The 17,374-nt window shown below is 66.4% G+C and carries 22 protein-coding genes; 8 read left to right on the top strand and 14 right to left on the bottom strand.

All coding sequences use genetic code 11. The features are described 5' to 3' along the window. Positions 1-61 precede the first annotated feature (61 nt). Positions 62-1,288 (top strand): cytochrome c, encoded by a 1,227-nt coding sequence (locus QA635_RS19150; RefSeq protein ID WP_283070993.1) that lies wholly within the window; start codon positions 62-64, stop codon positions 1,286-1,288. Positions 1,289-1,292: 4 nt separating this feature from the next. Here QA635_RS19150 and QA635_RS19145 read toward each other — a convergent pair whose 3' ends face one another. After that, on the bottom strand, positions 1,293-1,934 hold the full coding sequence (locus QA635_RS19145; protein WP_225161762.1) for a trimeric intracellular cation channel family protein: 642 nt from the start codon (positions 1,932-1,934) through the stop codon (positions 1,293-1,295). 144 nt (positions 1,935-2,078) lie between these two features. Here QA635_RS19145 and QA635_RS19140 point away from each other — a divergent pair, with 144 nt between their 5' ends. Continuing rightward, positions 2,079-2,519 (top strand): hypothetical protein, encoded by a 441-nt coding sequence (locus tag QA635_RS19140; RefSeq protein ID WP_283070991.1) that lies wholly within the window; start codon positions 2,079-2,081, stop codon positions 2,517-2,519. Positions 2,520-2,585: 66 nt separating this feature from the next. On the opposite strand, the gene QA635_RS19135 is transcribed toward QA635_RS19140, so the two are convergent. Genes QA635_RS19135 through QA635_RS19125 form a run of 3 tightly spaced genes read right to left on the bottom strand, consistent with a single transcriptional unit; the run spans position 2,586 to position 4,153 of the window. Beyond that, positions 2,586-3,404, bottom strand: coding sequence for an isocitrate lyase/PEP mutase family protein (locus QA635_RS19135; RefSeq protein ID WP_283070990.1), 819 nt, complete (start codon positions 3,402-3,404; stop codon positions 2,586-2,588). 56 nt (positions 3,405-3,460) lie between these two features. Further along, positions 3,461-3,811 (bottom strand): antibiotic biosynthesis monooxygenase family protein, encoded by a 351-nt coding sequence (locus QA635_RS19130; protein ID WP_283070989.1) that lies wholly within the window; start codon positions 3,809-3,811, stop codon positions 3,461-3,463. 33 nt (positions 3,812-3,844) lie between these two features. Continuing rightward, a complete protein-coding gene (locus tag QA635_RS19125) occupies positions 3,845-4,153 on the bottom strand; it encodes an NIPSNAP family protein (protein ID WP_050384507.1) in 309 nt (102 codons plus the stop codon). Positions 4,154-4,270: 117 nt separating this feature from the next. On the opposite strand from QA635_RS19125, the gene QA635_RS19120 reads away from it, so the two are divergent. Further along, entirely contained in the window at positions 4,271-4,966 is a 696-nt protein-coding gene (locus QA635_RS19120; RefSeq protein WP_229158973.1) for an ArsR/SmtB family transcription factor, read from the top strand. A 179-nt stretch (positions 4,967-5,145) separates the two neighbouring features. On the opposite strand, the gene QA635_RS19115 is transcribed toward QA635_RS19120, so the two are convergent. Further along, positions 5,146-5,271 (bottom strand): hypothetical protein, encoded by a 126-nt coding sequence (locus QA635_RS19115; RefSeq protein ID WP_256520351.1) that lies wholly within the window; start codon positions 5,269-5,271, stop codon positions 5,146-5,148. Here QA635_RS19115 and QA635_RS19110 point away from each other — a divergent pair. After that, positions 5,270-5,515, top strand: a complete 246-nt coding sequence (locus tag QA635_RS19110) for a GCG_CRPN prefix-to-repeats domain-containing protein (RefSeq protein WP_283070984.1) — start codon at positions 5,270-5,272, stop codon at positions 5,513-5,515. The genes QA635_RS19115 and QA635_RS19110 overlap by 2 nt on opposite strands. A gap of 69 nt (positions 5,516-5,584) precedes the next feature. Here the strand turns inward: QA635_RS19110 and QA635_RS19105 are convergent, their stop codons facing one another. After that, the gene (locus QA635_RS19105) at positions 5,585-5,881 is read right to left on the bottom strand and encodes a twin-arginine translocation signal domain-containing protein (protein ID WP_057015962.1); all 297 of its coding nucleotides are present in this window, start codon (positions 5,879-5,881) and stop codon (positions 5,585-5,587) included. Positions 5,882-6,008: 127 nt separating this feature from the next. Then, positions 6,009-6,326: a hypothetical protein gene (locus QA635_RS19100; RefSeq protein WP_283070983.1), complete on the bottom strand. Its 318-nt coding sequence runs from the start codon at positions 6,324-6,326 to the stop codon at positions 6,009-6,011. 92 nt (positions 6,327-6,418) lie between these two features. On the opposite strand from QA635_RS19100, the gene QA635_RS19095 reads away from it, so the two are divergent. Continuing rightward, on the top strand, positions 6,419-7,666 hold the full coding sequence (locus QA635_RS19095) for a glycerophosphodiester phosphodiesterase family protein (protein ID WP_283070982.1): 1,248 nt from the start codon (positions 6,419-6,421) through the stop codon (positions 7,664-7,666). Positions 7,667-7,809: 143 nt separating this feature from the next. Beyond that, positions 7,810-8,160 carry a cupin domain-containing protein gene (locus tag QA635_RS19090; protein ID WP_018272103.1) on the top strand — a complete coding sequence of 117 codons (351 nt, stop codon included), beginning with the start codon at positions 7,810-7,812 and terminating at the stop codon, positions 8,158-8,160. A 172-nt stretch (positions 8,161-8,332) separates the two neighbouring features. Here QA635_RS19090 and QA635_RS19085 read toward each other — a convergent pair whose 3' ends face one another. Together QA635_RS19085 and QA635_RS19080 are read right to left on the bottom strand one after the other, a co-directional pair. Beyond that, complete coding sequence (locus QA635_RS19085) at positions 8,333-8,680, bottom strand: hypothetical protein (RefSeq protein WP_028338231.1); 348 nt, start codon at positions 8,678-8,680, stop codon at positions 8,333-8,335. A 94-nt stretch (positions 8,681-8,774) separates the two neighbouring features. Further along, the gene (locus tag QA635_RS19080; protein WP_283070978.1) at positions 8,775-10,307 is read right to left on the bottom strand and encodes an acyl-CoA carboxylase subunit beta; all 1,533 of its coding nucleotides are present in this window, start codon (positions 10,305-10,307) and stop codon (positions 8,775-8,777) included. Between the two features lie 160 nt (positions 10,308-10,467). Here QA635_RS19080 and QA635_RS19075 point away from each other — a divergent pair, with 160 nt between their 5' ends. After that, positions 10,468-10,884, top strand: coding sequence for a DUF4260 domain-containing protein (locus tag QA635_RS19075; RefSeq protein WP_028335494.1), 417 nt, complete (start codon positions 10,468-10,470; stop codon positions 10,882-10,884). A gap of 144 nt (positions 10,885-11,028) precedes the next feature. Here the strand turns inward: QA635_RS19075 and QA635_RS19070 are convergent, their stop codons facing one another. Further along, a complete protein-coding gene (locus tag QA635_RS19070; protein ID WP_283070976.1) occupies positions 11,029-11,892 on the bottom strand; it encodes a DMT family transporter in 864 nt (287 codons plus the stop codon). Between the two features lie 352 nt (positions 11,893-12,244). On the opposite strand from QA635_RS19070, the gene QA635_RS19065 reads away from it, so the two are divergent. Continuing rightward, positions 12,245-13,600: an aminotransferase-like domain-containing protein gene (locus tag QA635_RS19065; protein WP_283071708.1), complete on the top strand. Its 1,356-nt coding sequence runs from the start codon at positions 12,245-12,247 to the stop codon at positions 13,598-13,600. Positions 13,601-13,833: 233 nt separating this feature from the next. Here the strand turns inward: QA635_RS19065 and QA635_RS19060 are convergent, their stop codons facing one another. The 4 genes from QA635_RS19060 to fliK all read right to left on the bottom strand — a co-directional run bounded on the left by QA635_RS19060 (position 13,834) and on the right by fliK (position 17,360). Continuing rightward, entirely contained in the window at positions 13,834-14,490 is a 657-nt protein-coding gene (locus tag QA635_RS19060; RefSeq protein ID WP_137483123.1) for a carboxymuconolactone decarboxylase family protein, read from the bottom strand. Positions 14,491-14,570: 80 nt separating this feature from the next. Further along, positions 14,571-15,383: a class D beta-lactamase gene (blaOXA, locus tag QA635_RS19055; protein WP_283070973.1), complete on the bottom strand. Its 813-nt coding sequence runs from the start codon at positions 15,381-15,383 to the stop codon at positions 14,571-14,573. Positions 15,384-15,516: 133 nt separating this feature from the next. After that, positions 15,517-15,780, bottom strand: coding sequence for an EscU/YscU/HrcU family type III secretion system export apparatus switch protein (locus tag QA635_RS19050; RefSeq protein ID WP_028335488.1), 264 nt, complete (start codon positions 15,778-15,780; stop codon positions 15,517-15,519). Next, on the bottom strand, positions 15,777-17,360 hold the full coding sequence (fliK, locus tag QA635_RS19045; RefSeq protein WP_283070970.1) for a flagellar hook-length control protein FliK: 1,584 nt from the start codon (positions 17,358-17,360) through the stop codon (positions 15,777-15,779). Before fliK ends, QA635_RS19050 begins: the two co-directional genes overlap by 4 nt. Positions 17,361-17,374 lie beyond the last annotated feature (14 nt).

Here is a 17,374-nt window from a genome sequence, read left to right as displayed (position 1 = left end):
GTCGCAGGACAGGCCCGCGGCGAAATGGCGTAACGCGTCTTGTGGACCGGAAGGTGATCGGATGCGGCGACGATTTCGAACGACGGGCGCGATTCTGGTCGCAGCGCTGTTGTGCGGTGCGCTGGCGACCCGAGAATGTGCCGCCGCGCCGACCGACGACATCATCGCCCGCGGCAAGGCGCTCACGATCGCCGGCGACTGCGCCAGCTGCCACACGGCTGATCCGGCAAAGCCCTTCGCCGGGGGCAAGCGGATCGACACGCCGTTCGGTGCGGTGTTCTCGCCGAACCTCACCCCCGACCGCGATACCGGCATCGGCGGCTGGAGCGACGACGATTTCCTCCGCGCGCTGCGGATCGGCGTCGCGCCGAGCGGCGCGCATTATTACCCCGTCTTCCCCTACCCGTACTTCACGAAGCTGATCCGCGACGACATCCTGGCGGTCCGAGCCTATCTCGCGACGCTGGCGCCGGTCAGCAACAAGGCGCCGCCGCCGGAGCTGCGCTGGCCGTTGAACTACCGCGTGCTGATGCGGGCCTGGAACGCGCTGTTCTTCACGCCGGGCATCATCCAGCCGGACCAGAACAAGGGTTCGGAATGGAATCGCGGACGCTATCTCGTCGAGGCCCTCGCCCATTGCGGCGCCTGCCACACGCCCAAGAACGCCTTCGGCGCCGACAGGCGCGACCAGGCGCTCAGTGGCAGCACGGTGCAAGGCATGTTCGCGCCAAGGCTCGATGGCGCCGCGCGCAGCGGGTTGAAATCATGGAGCGTGGCTGACATCGCCGAATATCTGCAGAGCGGCCGCAACGGGCACAGCCATGCCGGCCCCCTGATGTCCGAGGTGGTGCTCAATTCGACCTCGAAGATGCGCGACGCCGACGTGCGCGCGATCGCGGTCTATCTGAAGAGCCTGCCTGCCGGCGCGCCGGAGCCGGAAGTCACCCCGCCCTCGCCGGCGCAGATGAGCAATGGCGAACGCATCTATCGCGGCACCTGCATCGCCTGTCATGAGCTCGACGGCTCCGGCGCGCCGCGGATCTATCCGCCGCTGCCCGGCAACGCCAATCTGCAATCGGCCAATCCGGCGAGCACGCTGCGCATCATCCTCGACGGCGCACAGACCGTGACCACCCCGCGCGCCCCGAACGGCGGCTCGATGCCGGCCTATCCCAAGCTCACCGACCAGGAGGTCGCGGACGTTGCGACCTACATCCGCAATGCCTGGGGCAACGCGGCGCCGGTCGTCACTGCGGACGAGGTCGCCAAGGCGCGGACGGCGAAATAGCCGTTCAGCGCTCCTCGTCGCTGAACACGAATTTCGGCATCTCCCATCGGTAGCGGATTGCGAGCATGCGGAACGTCAGCCCGAGTGCGAAGGTCAGCGCGGTCCAGAGCTGGGCGTTCACCTGCAGCCCGGAGCCGGTCACATAGAACAGTCCCGTCACCACGGAGACGCTGGCGTAGAGCTCGCTGCGAAACAACAGCGGCACCTCGTTGCAGAGGATGTCGCGCAGCACGCCGCCGGCGCAGCCGGTGATCATGCCGGCGACGATCACGATCGGCAGCGCGACGTCGATTTGCGAGGCCACGTCGCAACCGGCCATGGTGAACACCACAAGTCCGATCGCATCGAGCACCAGGAATGCGAGGTTGAGCCGGTGCACGAGCCGCGCCAGCAGGATGGTGGCGAAGGCGCCCGCCGCCGCGACCGCAAGGTAGATCGGGTGCGCGACCCAGAGCAGCGGATAATGTCCGAGCAGCACGTCTCGGATGGTGCCGCCGCCGAGCGCGGTGATCGCGCCGAGCATGCAGACGCCGGCCCAATCCATGCTGCGCCTGCCTGCCGCCAGTGCCGCCGTCATCGACTGCGCCGCAACCGCAATGAACGAGAGCAAGTGCAGCACCGAATCGGTAGGCGGCATGGTCCACATCGAAAAGGCCTCATGAAACAGGTTGGAACCCGAGGAATCGGCGGTTCCTGCATGAACAGGTTGCAACATTGGCGCGGAACATCCTCGCGCGCCAGCCATTGTCCTCTGCGTTTAGCTTTCAGGTGCTAACGGAGGAACTTTGCAATGGCCCATCAACCTGACGATCCGTATCGCGCCAACCTGACCGAGGACGAAATGCGCCGTCAGGCGCGCTTCAACAGCCTGGACAACGAGTTGCAGCCGGACCCGGAACTCCAGGAGGGACCGGCCAGCACCACCAAGATCGCGATGTTCGCAGTCGCGGTGGCCGTGGTGCTCGGTGCGTTGTTCTACGGCTTGAACAATACCTCGGTGCATGAGGCGGGTACCACGCCGTCAGCGCAGACCGCGCAGCAGCAGCCGGCCAATCCGGCCGCGCCGCCTCCGGGCATGCGCGACGTGACGCCGAAGCCGAACAGCCAGCCCGGCACGACCACGGGCGCGGCACCGGCACAGCCGGCCTCTCCGTCGGCCAACAAGCCGACCGGACAGGACATCGACCGCTCGGCGACGCCGTCCGACTCGACCGGCGACAAGAACAAGTAATCCGCTCGCTATCGTGAGCGACGAAGCAGCGGGCCCCGGCGGCCCGCTGCTTTTTTGCGTGTGAGTCTACTTGAACATCTTGTTGAGCTCGCCGCCAGGATAGCCGTTGGCGAATTCCGTGAAGGTGCCCTTCTCGGCCATCTCCTTGGCCGCCTTCATCACGCCGGTCCAGGCCATCCGAGCAAGCGCTCCGCCGACGCTGATCCGGCGCACGCCGAGATCGGCGACCGATTGCAGCGTCAGCTCCGACGCGCCGCCGATCAACAGATTGACCGGCTTTGGCGCCACCGCCTTCACAACCGCGGAAATCTCCTCCTTGGTCGCGATGCCCGGCGAATAAAGGACGTCCGCTCCTGCTTCCGAATAGGCCTGCAGCCGTTCGATCACCAGATTGAGGTCCTTCTTGCCCCACAGGAATGCCTCACAGCGGCCGGTGAGCAACACACCGCTGTTGTCGGCATCGATGGCCTTGCGCGCCGCCTTGATGCGCTCGACTGCAAGCTTGTGCTCGAACAGCGGGTTGGCGGCGTCTCCGGTGGAATCCTCGATCGAAAGCCCGGCGACGCCGGTCTTGACGCCGCGCGCGACATTTATCGCAACCTTGTCGGGCTCGATCGCAAAGCCGCCCTCGAAATCCGCATTGACGGGAATATCGACCGCCGCACACAGCGCGGTCAGGTGGTCGCAGACGTCATCGACGGTGACGCGGTTGTCGGCCTTGGCGATGGTCCATGCAAAGCCCGCGCTGGTCGACGCCAGCGCCTTGAAGCCGAGATGCTGCAAGGCGCGGGCGCTGCCGACATCGAACGGATTCGGAATGATGAAGCAGCCGCTCTCATGCAGCTTCCTGAAGGCGGCGCGTTTGTCAGCAGTTGGCAGTGGCATTGGTCGCTCCCTGGAGTCATTGGCCGCGCAGAGATAGGCACCCACGCATCCGCCCGCTAGTGCGGCTCATGTGCCGCGCGGCTGTCCTTCGGCGCCTGATCGCGTTCGTTCAGGCCGTAATCCCGGATCACGCTTGCCACCCGCAGCCGGTAGTTCTCGAAGATCCGCGCGCGGCCCTTGGCCTGGGTACGGCGATGTTCGATCGTGTTGCGCCAGGCTTCCACCGCAGCCTCGTCGCGAAAGAATGACAGCGACACGAACTTGCCCTTCTCGGTAACGCTCTCGAACCGCTCGACCGAGATGAAGCCGTCGATCTCCTGCAGGATCGGCTTCAGCTCGGCGGCGAGGTCGAAATAGAGATCCCGTTGCTCAGGCTTGGGCCAGACTTCGAAGATCACTGCGATCATGGGCGCCTCCCGCACATTGCTGTTGTGGCCCTACTATACCTCGACCTTGCGGAGAAATGTCCGTTCCTCGGCGAGGATGAAGCGGTTTTCTTCCGCGAAGTTGAAGTTCGCGACGCCCTCCTTGTCCTGGCGCAGCCGTGCGCGATAGGCCTCATAGGCGGCAAGGCTGTCGAACGAGATCAGCGCGAAGGCGATGTTGTTGGTTCCCTCATGCGGCATCCAGTAGCCGATGAGGTCGCCGCCGCAGCGCGGGATGATCGAGAGCCAGTTCCGCGAATACTCCTCGAACATCGCGCGCTTGAACGGATCGAGCTGGTAGCGGATGAAGACGGTGACGGTCATTGATGGCCTCCGGTAATATTTCCGTCATTGCGAGCGATAGCGAAGCAATCCCCGCAATGACGGCACGGTGAACAATAGCGGCTTGTCCGACCTCGATGCTTCGTCTATCATCGAACTATGAAAGCAGGACCCGATATCTCCCGGATCGCCGCTCTGGTCGGCGATCCCGCACGCTGCAACATGCTGACCGCGCTGATGACCGGCCGGGCGCTGACCGCGAGCGAGCTGGCGCAGGAGGCCGGCATCACGCCGCAGACGGCGAGCTCGCATCTCTCCAAGCTCGAGGCCGGCGGGCTGATCGAGCCCGAGAAGCAGGGCCGCCACCGCTACTACCGCCTCTCCGACCCCGACGTCGCCGACGTGCTCGAAGGCCTGCAGGGCATTGCCGCTCGCGCCGGCCATATGCGGGTGCGCACCGGGCCGAAGGATCCGGCGCTGCGCCGCGCCCGCATCTGCTACGACCATCTCGCCGGCGATCTCGGCGTGCAGATGCTCGACAGCATGAAGCGGCAGAAGCTGGTCCGCCAGAGCAAGCAGGCGATCGAGCTCACCGGCGAAGGCAAGCGCTTCATGGCCGAGGAGCTGCAGATCGACGCCGATGCGCTGACGCATCCGCGCCGGCCGGTGTGCAAGGCCTGCCTCGACTGGAGCGAGCGGCGTCATCATCTCGCCGGCACGCTGGGCGCTGCCATGATGGACCGCTTCACGGAACTGAAATGGGCCGCGCGCGACGCGACGCCGGGCAGCCGCGTGGTCAATTTTTCGCGCAACGGCGAGAAGCGATTCGCCGCGCTGTTCGGCCCGGACCAATAGCGGCGCGCCTTCGGGCAAGCGTCGATGAACCGCCGGTCTCGTTTGCCTCGCCTTCCGATGTATTTTCGTACGCTCGCCATCAGCGCGCGGCTGCCCGCGTCCGCGAAATATTTCGAATTGATGCTGAGCCGGCTTGCGGCGTGCTGACGCAGCTGCGAGCTGCAACATTCATGTCGCATTCAGGCCGCAACATTATGGTCGGCGACATCGGGCACGCCTTCTGCAATGATCCGGCCGGGCGAATCGGTAGACGAAAGCTTGTTGCGGTGCCGCAGCGCGGCCCAAAATAAAAAAGGAGAAGACATGAAGTATCTTTTTGCTGCAGCAGTTCTGGTGACGACCGCATTCGCCGGCATCAGCGCCGCTGATGCGGCCGGTGGCTGCGGCCCCGGCTGGCATCGCGGTCCCTATGGCGGCTGCGTCAGGAATCGCGGCGTCGTCGTCGCGCCGGGCGCCGTTGTCGTGCGCCCGCCGGTCGTGGTGGCGCCGCGTGTCCGCGCCTGCCCGTACGGCTTTGTCTGGCGCTACGGCCGTTGCCGCCCGATCTGATCGCGGCAGATTCCGAACTAACAAAACCCCGCCTGGCGCGGGGTTTTTCTTTTCGTCATGGAGTCGACATCACCAGCGGCGCCAGTGATGACGGCGCCAATGGTGGCGACGCCAGCCCCAATGCCTGCGGTGCCAGTGCCGGTGACGCCAACCCCAATGGCGATGATGCCAGCGTACTTGCTCGGGCTTCATGCGGCCGACCTCCTCGGCCGTGGTGACGGCGGGATGCGCTTCGCCAGCCGCTGGTGCGCGTGCATCCTGGTTGAGGGGAAGCGGCGCGAGCGGCGCCGCCTGCGCCGTCGCTGCGAAGGTGACGGCTCCGGCGGCGACACCGAAGGCCATCTTCAGAAAATCCCGGCGTTCCATGAGCATTCCCTTCGTTGCTGAGTTGGACCAACTGCAGCGGCGAGTTTTTGCCTCGCGAGCTGAACGCTCGCTGAACCGCGCGTTCACGTAACTCGAGGGTTGTCGACGTCGTGACGTCACGCAACCATCATGCCGCCGTCGCCTCCTCCGCCAGCACCAGGAGATCGCGCGTGCGCGTCACCTCCGGCCAGTCACGGTTGAAGTCGGCGACCAGCCGCTTCATGTGATCGCTGCTCACCGCGCGCTCGAGCGCCTTCTCGTCGGCGAACTGATAGGTCGCCTGGTGCAGCAAGGGATCGCTCAGGCTCCAGCATCGCCAGGCGCGCTCGGCGCCGAACGATTTCATCGCGTCCGGCAGATGCTCGCGCGAATACCAGGCGTCGAAGGCGGCACGCCGGGCGGCGTCCGTGACAGTGGCGCGGACGACGAAATAGGCTGCGGGCATTGGTTCCTCCATGGTTTCATTTCGCACAGGCGGCCGGCATATGCTCCGTGATATGTCGGCCTGCTGCCAATGCCTGATCAGGGGGATCACCCATGCTTGCCCGCCACCGCACCGCCCTGCTCTCGTTCCTGCTCGCCCTCGGCGCCGCGCTGCCCGTCGCCGCCGGGGAGATCGCGCTGCCGCGCGACGCACAGCTCGGGCCGCGCCCGTTCTATCTGGTCGACAGGATGAAGGACGGGCCCCTGAAGCAGCAGCTCAGCCAATGCACCGGGCCGTTCCACAAGACCGACTTTTCGATCGGCCACCGCGGCGCCGCGCTGCAATTCCCCGAGCATAGCCGGGAATCCTATCTCGCCGCCGCGCGGATGGGCGCCGGCGTGATCGAATGCGACGTCACCTTCACGCGGGATCGCCAGCTGGTGTGCCGGCATTCCCAATGCGACCTGCACACCACGACCAATATCCTGACGGTGCCGGATCTCGCCGCAAAATGCACGCAGCCCTTCAGCCCGGCCGATCCGGCCGCCGGCAGGAAGGCCTCGGCGAAATGCTGCACCAGCGACATCACGCTCGCCGAATTCAAGCGGCTCACCGCAAAAATGGACGGCTTCAATCCGGATGCGAGGACGCCCGAGGAGTACCAGAACGGCACGCCGCGCTGGCGCACCGACCTCTACGCCAATTCCGGCACGCTGATGAGCCATGACGAGAGCATCGCCTTGATCAGGAGTCTCGGCGCAAAATTCACGCCCGAGTTGAAGGCGCCGGAAGTGGCGATGCCGTTCGACGGCGACTACACCCAGGAGACATATGCGACCCAGATGCTCGCCGCCTACAAGGCCGCCGGCATTCCGCCGAGCGACGTGTTCCCACAGAGCTTCAGCCTCAAGGACATCCTCTATTGGGTGAAGACCGAACCCGACTTTGCCGGCCAGGCGCTCTATCTCGAGGACCGCTACGAGAAAGCAGGCCTTGATCCGAACCGGCCGGAGACCTGGAAGCCGTCGATGCAGGAATTGAAGGCCTCCGGCGTCGCGATCCTGGGGCCGCCGATCTTCGCGATGCTGGCACTGAACGACAAGGGCGAGATCGTCCCGTCGGCTTACGCCAGGGCGGCGAAGGCCGCCGGCCTCGATCTGATCGGCTGGTCGCTGGAGCGCGACGGGCCGCTCAACCGAGGCGGTGCGTTCTACCACAAGTCGGTGAAGGCGGCGATCGACCGCGACGGCGACACGTTGACCGTGCTCGACGTGCTGGCAAAACAGGTCGGCGTCCGCGCGATGTTTTCCGACTGGCCGGCGACGACCACATTCTATGCGAACTGCATGGGGATGAAGTGAGGTCTTGCCGGGCGCGTTACGGCTGCCCCGCCCTACGCACCGTGCGCGCCCGCCATGACCATTCCGGCCGTTCCGCGCGCGGCAGAACGGGACTAGCATCATCGCCTTCCCGCCCGACGGGACAACACCACAGGGAGGCCGCCATGAAGCCAGGACAACCGGTCAAGGACGCCAGCCATCTCTACGAAGTCGAGCGCCGCGCCCAGCACGCCGCCCGCCCCGGCTTCCGCATCATGGAGCTGCAACTCTCGCCGACCCAGAAGGTGCCGTGGCACACCCACAGCAACATCTCCGACACCTTCTATGTGCTGGAGGGCCAGATGCGGCTGTTCCTGCAGGAGCCCAAGGAGGAAGTGAACCTGAAGGTCGGCGAAGTCTACGCCGTCCGTCCGACCCGCCCTCACCTCGTCACCAATGCCGGCACGACGTCGCTGACGTTCCTGATCCTGCAAGGCGTCGGCGAATACGACTACGTGCCGCTGGCGTCGAAGTAACTCCCTCCGCTGTCGTCCCGGCGAAAGCCGGGACCCATAACCACCGCATTTCGGTTATGAACGGGATCGCGGCCCCAGCGTCGCGCAACAATTGAGACTTGGGGTAATGGGTCCTGGCTTTCGCCAGGACGACACTGAGTTTGTGGCGCCGCTTTTGCGCGCCCGCCGCGCCTCACATCAGCTTCAGCGGCGCGTCGTGAACCAGGCGCAGGTCGATGTTACCGATCAGCCGCGCGCGGCGCGCCTCGGCAGTGCTGATCGCAGCCTCGGTCTGCCGCAACGTGCTGACATTCGAGCCGAGCGACACGATACCGCCGAGCACCAGTGCGATCGATCCGAGTGCCGCAGTCTGACCGGCGCCCAACAGCCCGAGCAGCGCGACGGCCAGCAACGCGAACCCGCCTGCGATCGCGACCTTCGAGCCGAGAATGATCCGCCGCGATCGCTCGGCGCTCTCGGCAAGCTCCTCGATCTGCGCCTCGATCTCGGAGATCTCATCGGTCGGCTCGTCTTCGGTCATCGGGTTCGGACCTGTCGGGCGGGTCAGGCCCGCCACGGATCGTGCGGAGCGAACGCGGCGGGTCACGCTTGCGCTAACCCACCCTACGCTCTCCTCACAACGGCAGATTGTCGTGCTTCTTCGCGGGGATCTCGACCTTCTTGTCCTTCAGCATCGCCAGCGCTCGCGCGATCCGCCGCCGCGTCGAATGCGGCATGATGACGTCGTCGATGTAACCGCGTTCGGCGGCGATGAAGGGGGACAGGAAGCGGTCTTCGTATTCCTTCGTTCGCGCGGCGATCTTGTCGGGGTCGCCGATGTCAGAGCGGAAGATGATTTCCACCGCGCCCTTGGCGCCCATGACAGCGATCTGCGCGGTCGGCCAGGCGTAGTTCATGTCGGCGCCGATTTCCTTCGACGCCATGACGTCGAAGGCACCGCCATAGGCCTTGCGGGTGATGATGGTGACGAGCGGCACCGTGCACTGCGAGTATGCGAACAGCAACTTGGCGCCGTGCTTGATCAGGCCGCCATATTCCTGCGCGGTGCCCGGCAGGAAGCCCGGCACGTCGACGAAGGTGACGATCGGGATGTTGAAGGCGTCGCAGAACCGCACGAAGCGCGCGGCCTTGCGTGAGGCATCGCTGTCGAGCACGCCCGCCAGCACCATCGGCTGGTTGGCGACGAAGCCGACGGTGCGGCCGGCGATGCGGCCGAAGCCGGTGACGATGTTTTTCGCAAAGGTCTCCGAGATCTCGAAGAAGTCGCCCTCGTCGACGACCTTCAGGATCAGCTCCTTCATGTCGTAGGGCTTGTTCGGATTGTCGGGGATCAGCGTATCCAGGGACATGTCGACCCGACCGATATCGTCGAAGCTCGGCCATTCCGGCACGCCGTCGCTGTTGTTCGAGGGCAGGAAGTCGATCAGGCGGCGCATCTGCAGCAGCGCGTCGACGTCATTCTCGAACGCGCCGTCGGCGATCGAGGAGCGCGTGGCGTGCACCGAGGCGCCGCCGAGTTCTTCCGCGGTCACCACCTCGTTGGTGACGGTCTTCACCACGTCGGGGCCGGTGACGAACATGTAGCTGGTGTTCTTCACCATGAAGATGAAGTCGGTCATCGCGGGCGAATAGACGTCGCCGCCGGCGCAGGGGCCCATGATGACGGAGATCTGCGGGATCACGCCCGAGGCGATGACGTTGCGGCGGAACACGTAGGAATAGCCCGCCAGAGCAGCGACGCCCTCCTGAATACGCGCGCCGCCGGCGTCATAGAGACCGATGATCGGCGCCCTCGCCTTCATCGCCATGTCCTGGAGTTTCGTGATCTTCAGCGCGTGGGTTTCGGAGAGCGAGCCGCCGAACACCGTAAAGTCCTTGGCAAAGACAAACGTCTTGCGGCCGTTGACCGTGCCCCAGCCGGTGACGACACCGTCGCCGGGGATCCTGGTCTTCTCCATGCCGAATTCGATCGAGCGGTGCTCGACGAACATGTCGAATTCCTCGAACGAGCCCTTGTCCAGCAGGAGCTCGATCCGCTCGCGGGCGGTCAGCTTGCCGCGGGCGTGCTGCGCCTCGATGCGCTTTTCGCCGCCGCCCAGCTTGGCGCCGGCGCGCCGCTCTTCGAGGGTATCGAGGATATCTTTCATTTGTTTCCGCCCGTGTTAGCTACAGTCCGCGTCCCGGCGCGAGCCGAGGTCCGCTTCGTTCGGAAATGGCTTAGCACGGCCATTTCGGAACCGGAAAGGCGGTTGTGGACGGGTTCGGGCGCAAAAACGGTAGGATTTTCCGATATCTGGGGAGATAGCGATGACCGACACGAGCACGGCCACGGTCGAGACCGGCGCACCGACCGGCGGGGTGCGCACCCTGCTCCGGCTGGAGGGCCTCGTGCTGTTCCTCGGCATGACCGTGCTCTATGCCCAATGGGAGGGCTCGTGGCTGGTCTATGTCCTGCTGTTCCTGGTGCCGGATTTGAGTTTCGCCGCCTATCTCGCCGGCCCGCGGGTCGGCGCCATCGTCTACAACGCCGCCCACAGCTATCTGGCGCCGGTCGCGCTGATGACGCTGGGCTTTGCCGCCGCGGCGCCGCTGGTGCTGTCGATCGCGATGATCTGGCTCGCCCATATCGGGATCGACCGCGCGCTCGGCTACGGGCTGAAGTATTCGAAAGGCTTTGGCTTCACCCATCTCGGGCGGATCGGGAAAGCGCAAGAGCCCGCCTAGCGCCCGCTTCCTGACGTCACGCACGGCCGGTCAAATTGACAGCGTGCGCGTCGATTGCTGGCGTCTCGAAGGATGCAGGCCCGCCTGTGGCCTCATGGTTCGAGACGCGCGTTCCGCGCTCCTCACCGTGAGGAGAGACAGACGTCAAGCAAAGCGGCGCGCGAACACCACGCAGACGACGACGAGCATGGTCGCTACGATCATCGACCACGGCACCTGCTCGTGCAGCAACAGGCCGGCCAGCGCGAGGCCGAAGAACGGTTGCAGCAGTTGCAATTGGCCGACGCTGGCGATGCCGCCGATCGCAAGGCCGCGATACCAGAACACGAAACCGACCAGCATGCTGAAGATCGAGACATAAGCGAGCCCAAGCCAGGCCGGCGCACCGATGCCCTGCCAGCTCGGCGGCAGCGTCATGATCGTCATCACAAGCGCCACCGGCGCCGACAGCACCAGTGCCCAGGAGATCACCTGCCAGCCGCCGAGCCGCCGCGACAGCGCCGCACCTTCGGCATAGCCGAGGCCGCAGACGATGATGGCGGCGACCATCAGGAGGTCGCCGGTTAGCGACGCCGATCCGTCGCTCGACAAGGCGAACGCGCCGACCGTCGCGCTGCCGATGCAGGAGAACAGCCAGAACAGCGGCTGCGGCCGCTCGCCGCCGCGCAGCACGCCGAACACGGCGGTCGACAGCGGCAGCAGCCCGATGAACACGATCGAATGCGCCGAGGTGATGTGCTGGAGCGCGAGCGCGGTGAGCAGCGGAAAGCCGATCACGACGCCGAGTGCGACGATGGTCAGCGACACCAGATCCTTGCGCTGCGGCCAGGGCTGCCGCAGCACCGCAAGCAGCGCGGCGCCGAGCAGCGCCGCGATCGCCGCCCGCGCCGAGGTCAAAAACAGCGGCGAGAACCCTGCCACGGCCACGCGCGTCGCCGGCAGCGAGCCGCTGAAGATAATCACGCCGAGCAGGCCGCTGCCCCAGCCGTCGATCGAAGCCTTGTCCATCGTACTTTGCTTCCCAAAACGTAACTGCGCCTCCTCGTCCCGCTCTTGCGGGGCCGAGACGAGCGAAGCTCGCTCTTAGAGGGTTGGGGTGAGGGGCCGCCCCGCATACTCGGTAACGGCCGAACCCGTGGAGACTCCCCCTCACCCGGAACGCATCTGGCGATGCGTTCCGACCTCTCCCCGCAGGCGGGGCGAGGTGAAGCCGAGTCCGACGTCGCACCGACCATAGCCGGCGGAGGCTCGCCAAGGCAGCTACAGATCAGTACAATACCGCAAAACTGTATGGGCAAAGGTAGGCATACACTTGCAACAGCAATCCGATGCGCCAAAGGCGACGCGGACCGCCGACGTGATGAACGCGATCCGCGCCAGGGTGGCGAGCCGCGCGCTGGTCGCCGACGACCGCCTGCCCTCGATCCGCGGCCTGGCCGCGACCATGGGCGTGTCGCCCTCCACCGTCGTCGAGGCCTATGACCGCCTCGTCGCCGAGGGCCTGATCCGAGCCCGGCCCGGCTCCGGCTTCTATGTCTCGTCTGCGGCGCTGCCGCCGCTCGCGCTCGCCAGGGACCAGCCGCAGCGCGACCGCGCGGTGGATCCGTTCTGGGTGTCGCGGCAATCGCTCGATGCCGAGACCGGCGCGCTCAAGCCCGGCTGCGGCTGGCTGCCGGCCGAGTGGATGCCGACCGAGGCGCTGCGGCGCGCGCTGCGCGGCCTGGCGCGGGCCGACGACGCCGTGCTCTCCGACTACGGCGCGACGCGCGGCTCGCTCACGCTGCGCCGGATCCTGATGGCACGGTTTGCCGACGAGGGCCTCGAGGTGCCGCCCGAGCAGCTTTTGCTGACCGCGTCCGGCACGCAGGCGATCGACCTCGTCTGCCGCTTCCTGCTGCGGCCGGGCGACACTGTGCTGGTCGACGATCCCTGCTACTTCAATTTCCGGGCGCTGCTGCGCGCGCATCAGGTGCGCATCGTCAGCGTGCCCTACACGGCATCGGGCCCCGATGTCGCCAGCTTCGAGGCGACGCTCGCCGCCGAGCGGCCGCGGCTCTATGTCACCAACTCGGCGCTGCATAATCCGACCGGTGCGACGCTGTCGCCGCAGACCGCGCACCGCGTGCTGAATGCCGCTACAGCCCATGATCTCACCATCGTCGAGGACGACATCTTTGCGGACTTCGAGCCGGAGCCTTCGGCGCGGCTCGCCGCGCTCGATGGCCTGAGCCGCGTGATCCGGATCGGCAGCTTCTCCAAGACGCTGTCGGCATCGGTGCGCTGCGGCTTCATCGCCGCGCGCGCGGACTGGATCGAGGATCTCGTCGATCTCCAGGTCGCGACCGGTTTCGGCGGCCCCAGCGCGGTCGCCACCGAGATCATCGCCAGCGTGCTGTCGAGCGGTTTCTATCGCAAGCATGTCGAGGAGCTGCGCCGGCGCCTTGCCCGCGCCCGCCGCGACGTCGGCGACAAACTGCAGCGCATCGGCGTCACACCCTGGCTGATGCCGCGCGGCGGCTTCTATCTGTGGTGCCATCTGCCCGACGGGTGCGACTCCGCCGACGTGGCGCGGCTGGCGCTCGCGGACAATGTCGTGCTGGCGCCCGGCAACGTGTTCAGCGCCTCGCAGACGGCCGCCGCCTTCATGCGCTTCAACGTCGCGCAATGCCGCGACCCGAAGCTGATGCCGACCCTGCAGCGGGCGATCGGGCGTTAGCAATTGATGAGGTTGGGTTGAATAGCGACCGCGACGGCGCTGCGCTCCCTCGCCCCGTTCTTACGGGGAGAGGGTTGGGGTGAGGGGCTATCTCCGCGCATTCGGTGATAGCCACGCTTGCGGAGACTCCCCCTCACCCGGAACGCATCTAGTGATGCGTTCCGACCTCTGCCCGCACGCGGGGCGAGGTGAAGCGGAGCCGATGCCGGAGCGCACAACCGCCTCAGCCGCCCCTACTTCTCACCAACCTTGAACGGCTCCTCCTTGCCCGGCGGCACGGTCTCCTCCGCCATCGCCAGGATCATCGCCACCATCACGTAATTGCCGGCGACCGCGGTGAGGTCGACGATCTGCTGATCGTTGAAAATCTTCTTGGCCCGCGCATAGGTCTCGTCGGAAACCTTCTTGGTCGTGGTGAGTTCGGTGACGAAGTCGTACACGACCGCCTCGTCGTCGGCCATCTTCGACGGCCGGTTGCCGGCCTTGAGCTCGGCGATGACGTCGGGCGGCAGGCCGGCCTTGGCGGCGAGCGGCGCGTGCGCGAACCACTCGACCTGCGAGCGCCACTGCCGGCCGATGATCAGGATCGCGAACTCGTTCAGCCGTGTCGGCACCGAGGTCTGCCAGCGCAGATAGTAGAACAGATCGTAGAGGCGCTGGCCCAGCACCGGGCTCCGGATCATCGGATTGTAGGGACCGCCGATGCCGACGCTCGACACCTTCATGATCTGCTCGCCGAGCGGTTTTTGCAGGTCGCTGAGCTGCTCCATCGTGAGCTGCGGGAAGCGCGGCTCCTTGCTGGTGGCCGGCGCTGAAAACACCGTTGCCGCGAGCCAGCCGCCGGCCGCTGCCAGCGTGAGCGACGAGAGCCAGACTGTTGCTGAATGCATGATTCCTCCGCTTGATTTTGTCGGAGGATGCTAGTCGAGCTATGCAGCGCCAGCCAGCGATGAACACGCAGATCAGGTCATCACAGCGCGACGATATCGGTGAGGCATTGCTGCGTGACGTTCATCCGCGCATCGATCTGCGCCTGCGTCTTGCAGTCCATGTTCATCGCGAACACCGTGATGTCGGTGCCCTTCTCGGCCCAGCCGACCAGCCAGCCGAGCGAGCCGTGCTCCTTGTCGGTGAGGCCGGTCTTGGCGCGAATGACGGTCTCGCCGACTTTCGTCACCGGGAGAATGTCGCACACCAGCTGCTGGCTGCGCTTGTCTACCGGCAGCACGCCGCGGCGCAGCCGGTCGAGGAAATCGATCTGCTGCACCGGATCGATCCGCAAATTGCCGGTCACCCAGAACTGGTCGATGCCGCCGCCGATGTCGCGGTTGCCGTAGTCGATGATCTCGAGATATTTCTTCATCCGCTCCTCGCCGATGCGGCGGGCGATCTCCTGGAACACCGGAAAGGCCGACACCGCGAGCGCGGAGCGCAGCGTGTGATCCTTGTTCCAGGCCTCGATGCTCCGGGTCGTGCCGTCCCACTTGAAGACGTCCTTGTCGGGGTCCTGCACCACGCCGGTCTCGAGCGCGATCAGCGCGTTCGGGATCTTGAAGGTCGAGGCCGGCAATTTGCCCTCGCCCGAGCGAACCTTGTCGCTTGCGATGATCAGATAGTCCTCGACCTTGTAGCCGACGAAGGTGCCCTCGGTGCCAAGCTCGAAGAAGCGCTTTTGCAGCTCCTCGCGAAACTCGCTGCGCTGGTAGGACACGTTGGCGAAGCTGCGCGACGGCAGGATCGTAGCGGCAGCAAGCAGACCGAGCGCATGACGGCGATGGATCACGACAAATCCTGGGCAGGTTCGCGTTGACGACGATGGTGGATGCCATCGTGGTGAAAGGATGGCAAGAAGACTCACTTGCTTGTCGCGTTTTCTTCACGCGAACCGGTTCCCGCTTCGCTCGAAAACGCGATCGCTAACGCGCCCGGCCCGACATCCGCAGCACGAACACCAGCACCTCGGCGACGGCCTTGTAGAGCTCGGCCGGGATCTCGTCGCCGAGCTCGACATTGGAGAGCGCGCCGGCCAACACCTCGTTCTCCTCGATCGGAATATCGTTGGCCTTGGCGACCTCGATGATCTTGGCGCCGATCGCGCCCTTGCCCTTCGCGACCACGCGCGGCGCACCGGCGTGGTCGTAATGCAGCGCGACCGCGAGCTGGTTGTTGGCCTCGCTCACGATGCGCGATCCAGGAAATGGCCGGCGCGCGCGGGCGCAGGCTGCGGCGGGGTGCCGTCGCGGATCTCGATATCGCCGGGCGTAAGCTCGGCCCTGGTCAGCGCCTGGCTCAGCTCGGAGGCGCCGGCGCGCAGCTGCGCGGCGGTCGAAGGACGCTCGGCCCACATCCGCACCGAGGTGCGCTCGCCGTTCAGCGAGACCAGCGCGTGCACCGGCCCGGCGGGCTCGACGTCGAGCGTGAAGCGCGCGCGCCACACCCGCTTGGCGGCTTCGACCTCATTGCCGCCGCCGTCGCGGGAAATCTCGAACTGCGCCATCGCCGTGCCCTGTTGGGTCAGGAACGGGATCTCGAAATTCCAGCGCGGCAGCATGGCGTCGAGTTGCCCCCGCGTAGCGTCGCCGCGGTCCGGCAGCGAGGCGATTTGCAGCAGCGTCTGCCGCGCCAGCGCGGCGTCGGTGTTTTCCAGCAGGCGATGCGCGGCGGTCGCGAGCGGCGTGTTTGGGGCGATCGACGGCTCGGCGACGGCCTGCGCCGACGGCAGCGCACCGTGAAACGGCGGTGGCGGTGTGTTGCCGCGTACCGGCACCTCGCCCGGCAGCAGCTCCCTCGGTACAGCGCCCTGCCGTGCCGGGTTGCCGAGCTCGTGCAGCGCCTCCTGAATGAGATTGAGCGCGCCGCCGGAGGACGGGCCGGCATCGAGCGCATCGGCGAGTGCTCCTGCGAACCCTGCGGTGCCGCGGCTGACGTCCTCGGCGACCGGCAGGCGGGCCTGCGGCAGCAGGATCTCCCGAACGTCGAGGTCTTGCGTGCCTGACGGCACGAGGCTCGGCGCCGTCGCGGCGCTGGCCTGCGCCGGTTGCTGGAGCGATGTGGTGGACGCCGGCCTGCCGGCATCAGCGGTACCAAGCGAGGTCAGCGCCTGGCGCAGCACGATCAGCGCGGCCTTCAGATCGGGCGCGCTGCCGCTCGCCGGCGCAATGCCCACCGCGAGCGTCGCCTCGAACAGCAGCCCGGATTTCTGCAAGCCGGTCTTCACCGCGTCGCCGCTCAAATTCTCGTCGAGGCCGGTCTGCTGCGCCAGCACCTGCGCGATCGCGGCCTGCAGCTTCGGCGGTAGATTGGCCGAGGCGACCGCGGCGAGATTGGCGAACAGCGGCGCCTGGCTGCCCTGCACCGCCGCCGCGGTCTGGGCCGTCGCGGTGATGGTGACGCGCTCCAGCGGCGTCAATACCGCCTTCGGTGCCGTCGCGATCGGCTGGGCGGCATCGGTGGCGTTGGCCGCCGCCGGCGACAGCCGGACGGCATCGCCGGTGTCCGGGCCCGGCCCGACCAGCTGCAGGCGGATGCCGTCATTGGTCTGCGACACCGCGAACTGCAGGTTCTGGCCCTGCTGCAGCGGCACCTCGGTCTGGACGTCGATCGACAGGCTCGCGATCGCGATCCGCACCAGATCGGCGGACAGCACTTTCAGCACCTGCGCATTGACGACGCTGCCGGCCTCCAGCGTGAGGTCCGGCGCAACGCTGTCCGCCTCCTTCGAGGCGAGCACCGGCAGCACGGGATTGATGGCGATTGCCATGTCGGAGGTCTCGG

It is taken from the genome of Bradyrhizobium brasilense, assembly GCF_029714345.1.
In the GTDB taxonomy this organism is placed as follows: Bacteria; Pseudomonadota; Alphaproteobacteria; order Rhizobiales; family Xanthobacteraceae; genus Bradyrhizobium; species Bradyrhizobium australafricanum.
This window is presented reverse-complemented; position numbering and strand designations above follow the sequence as displayed.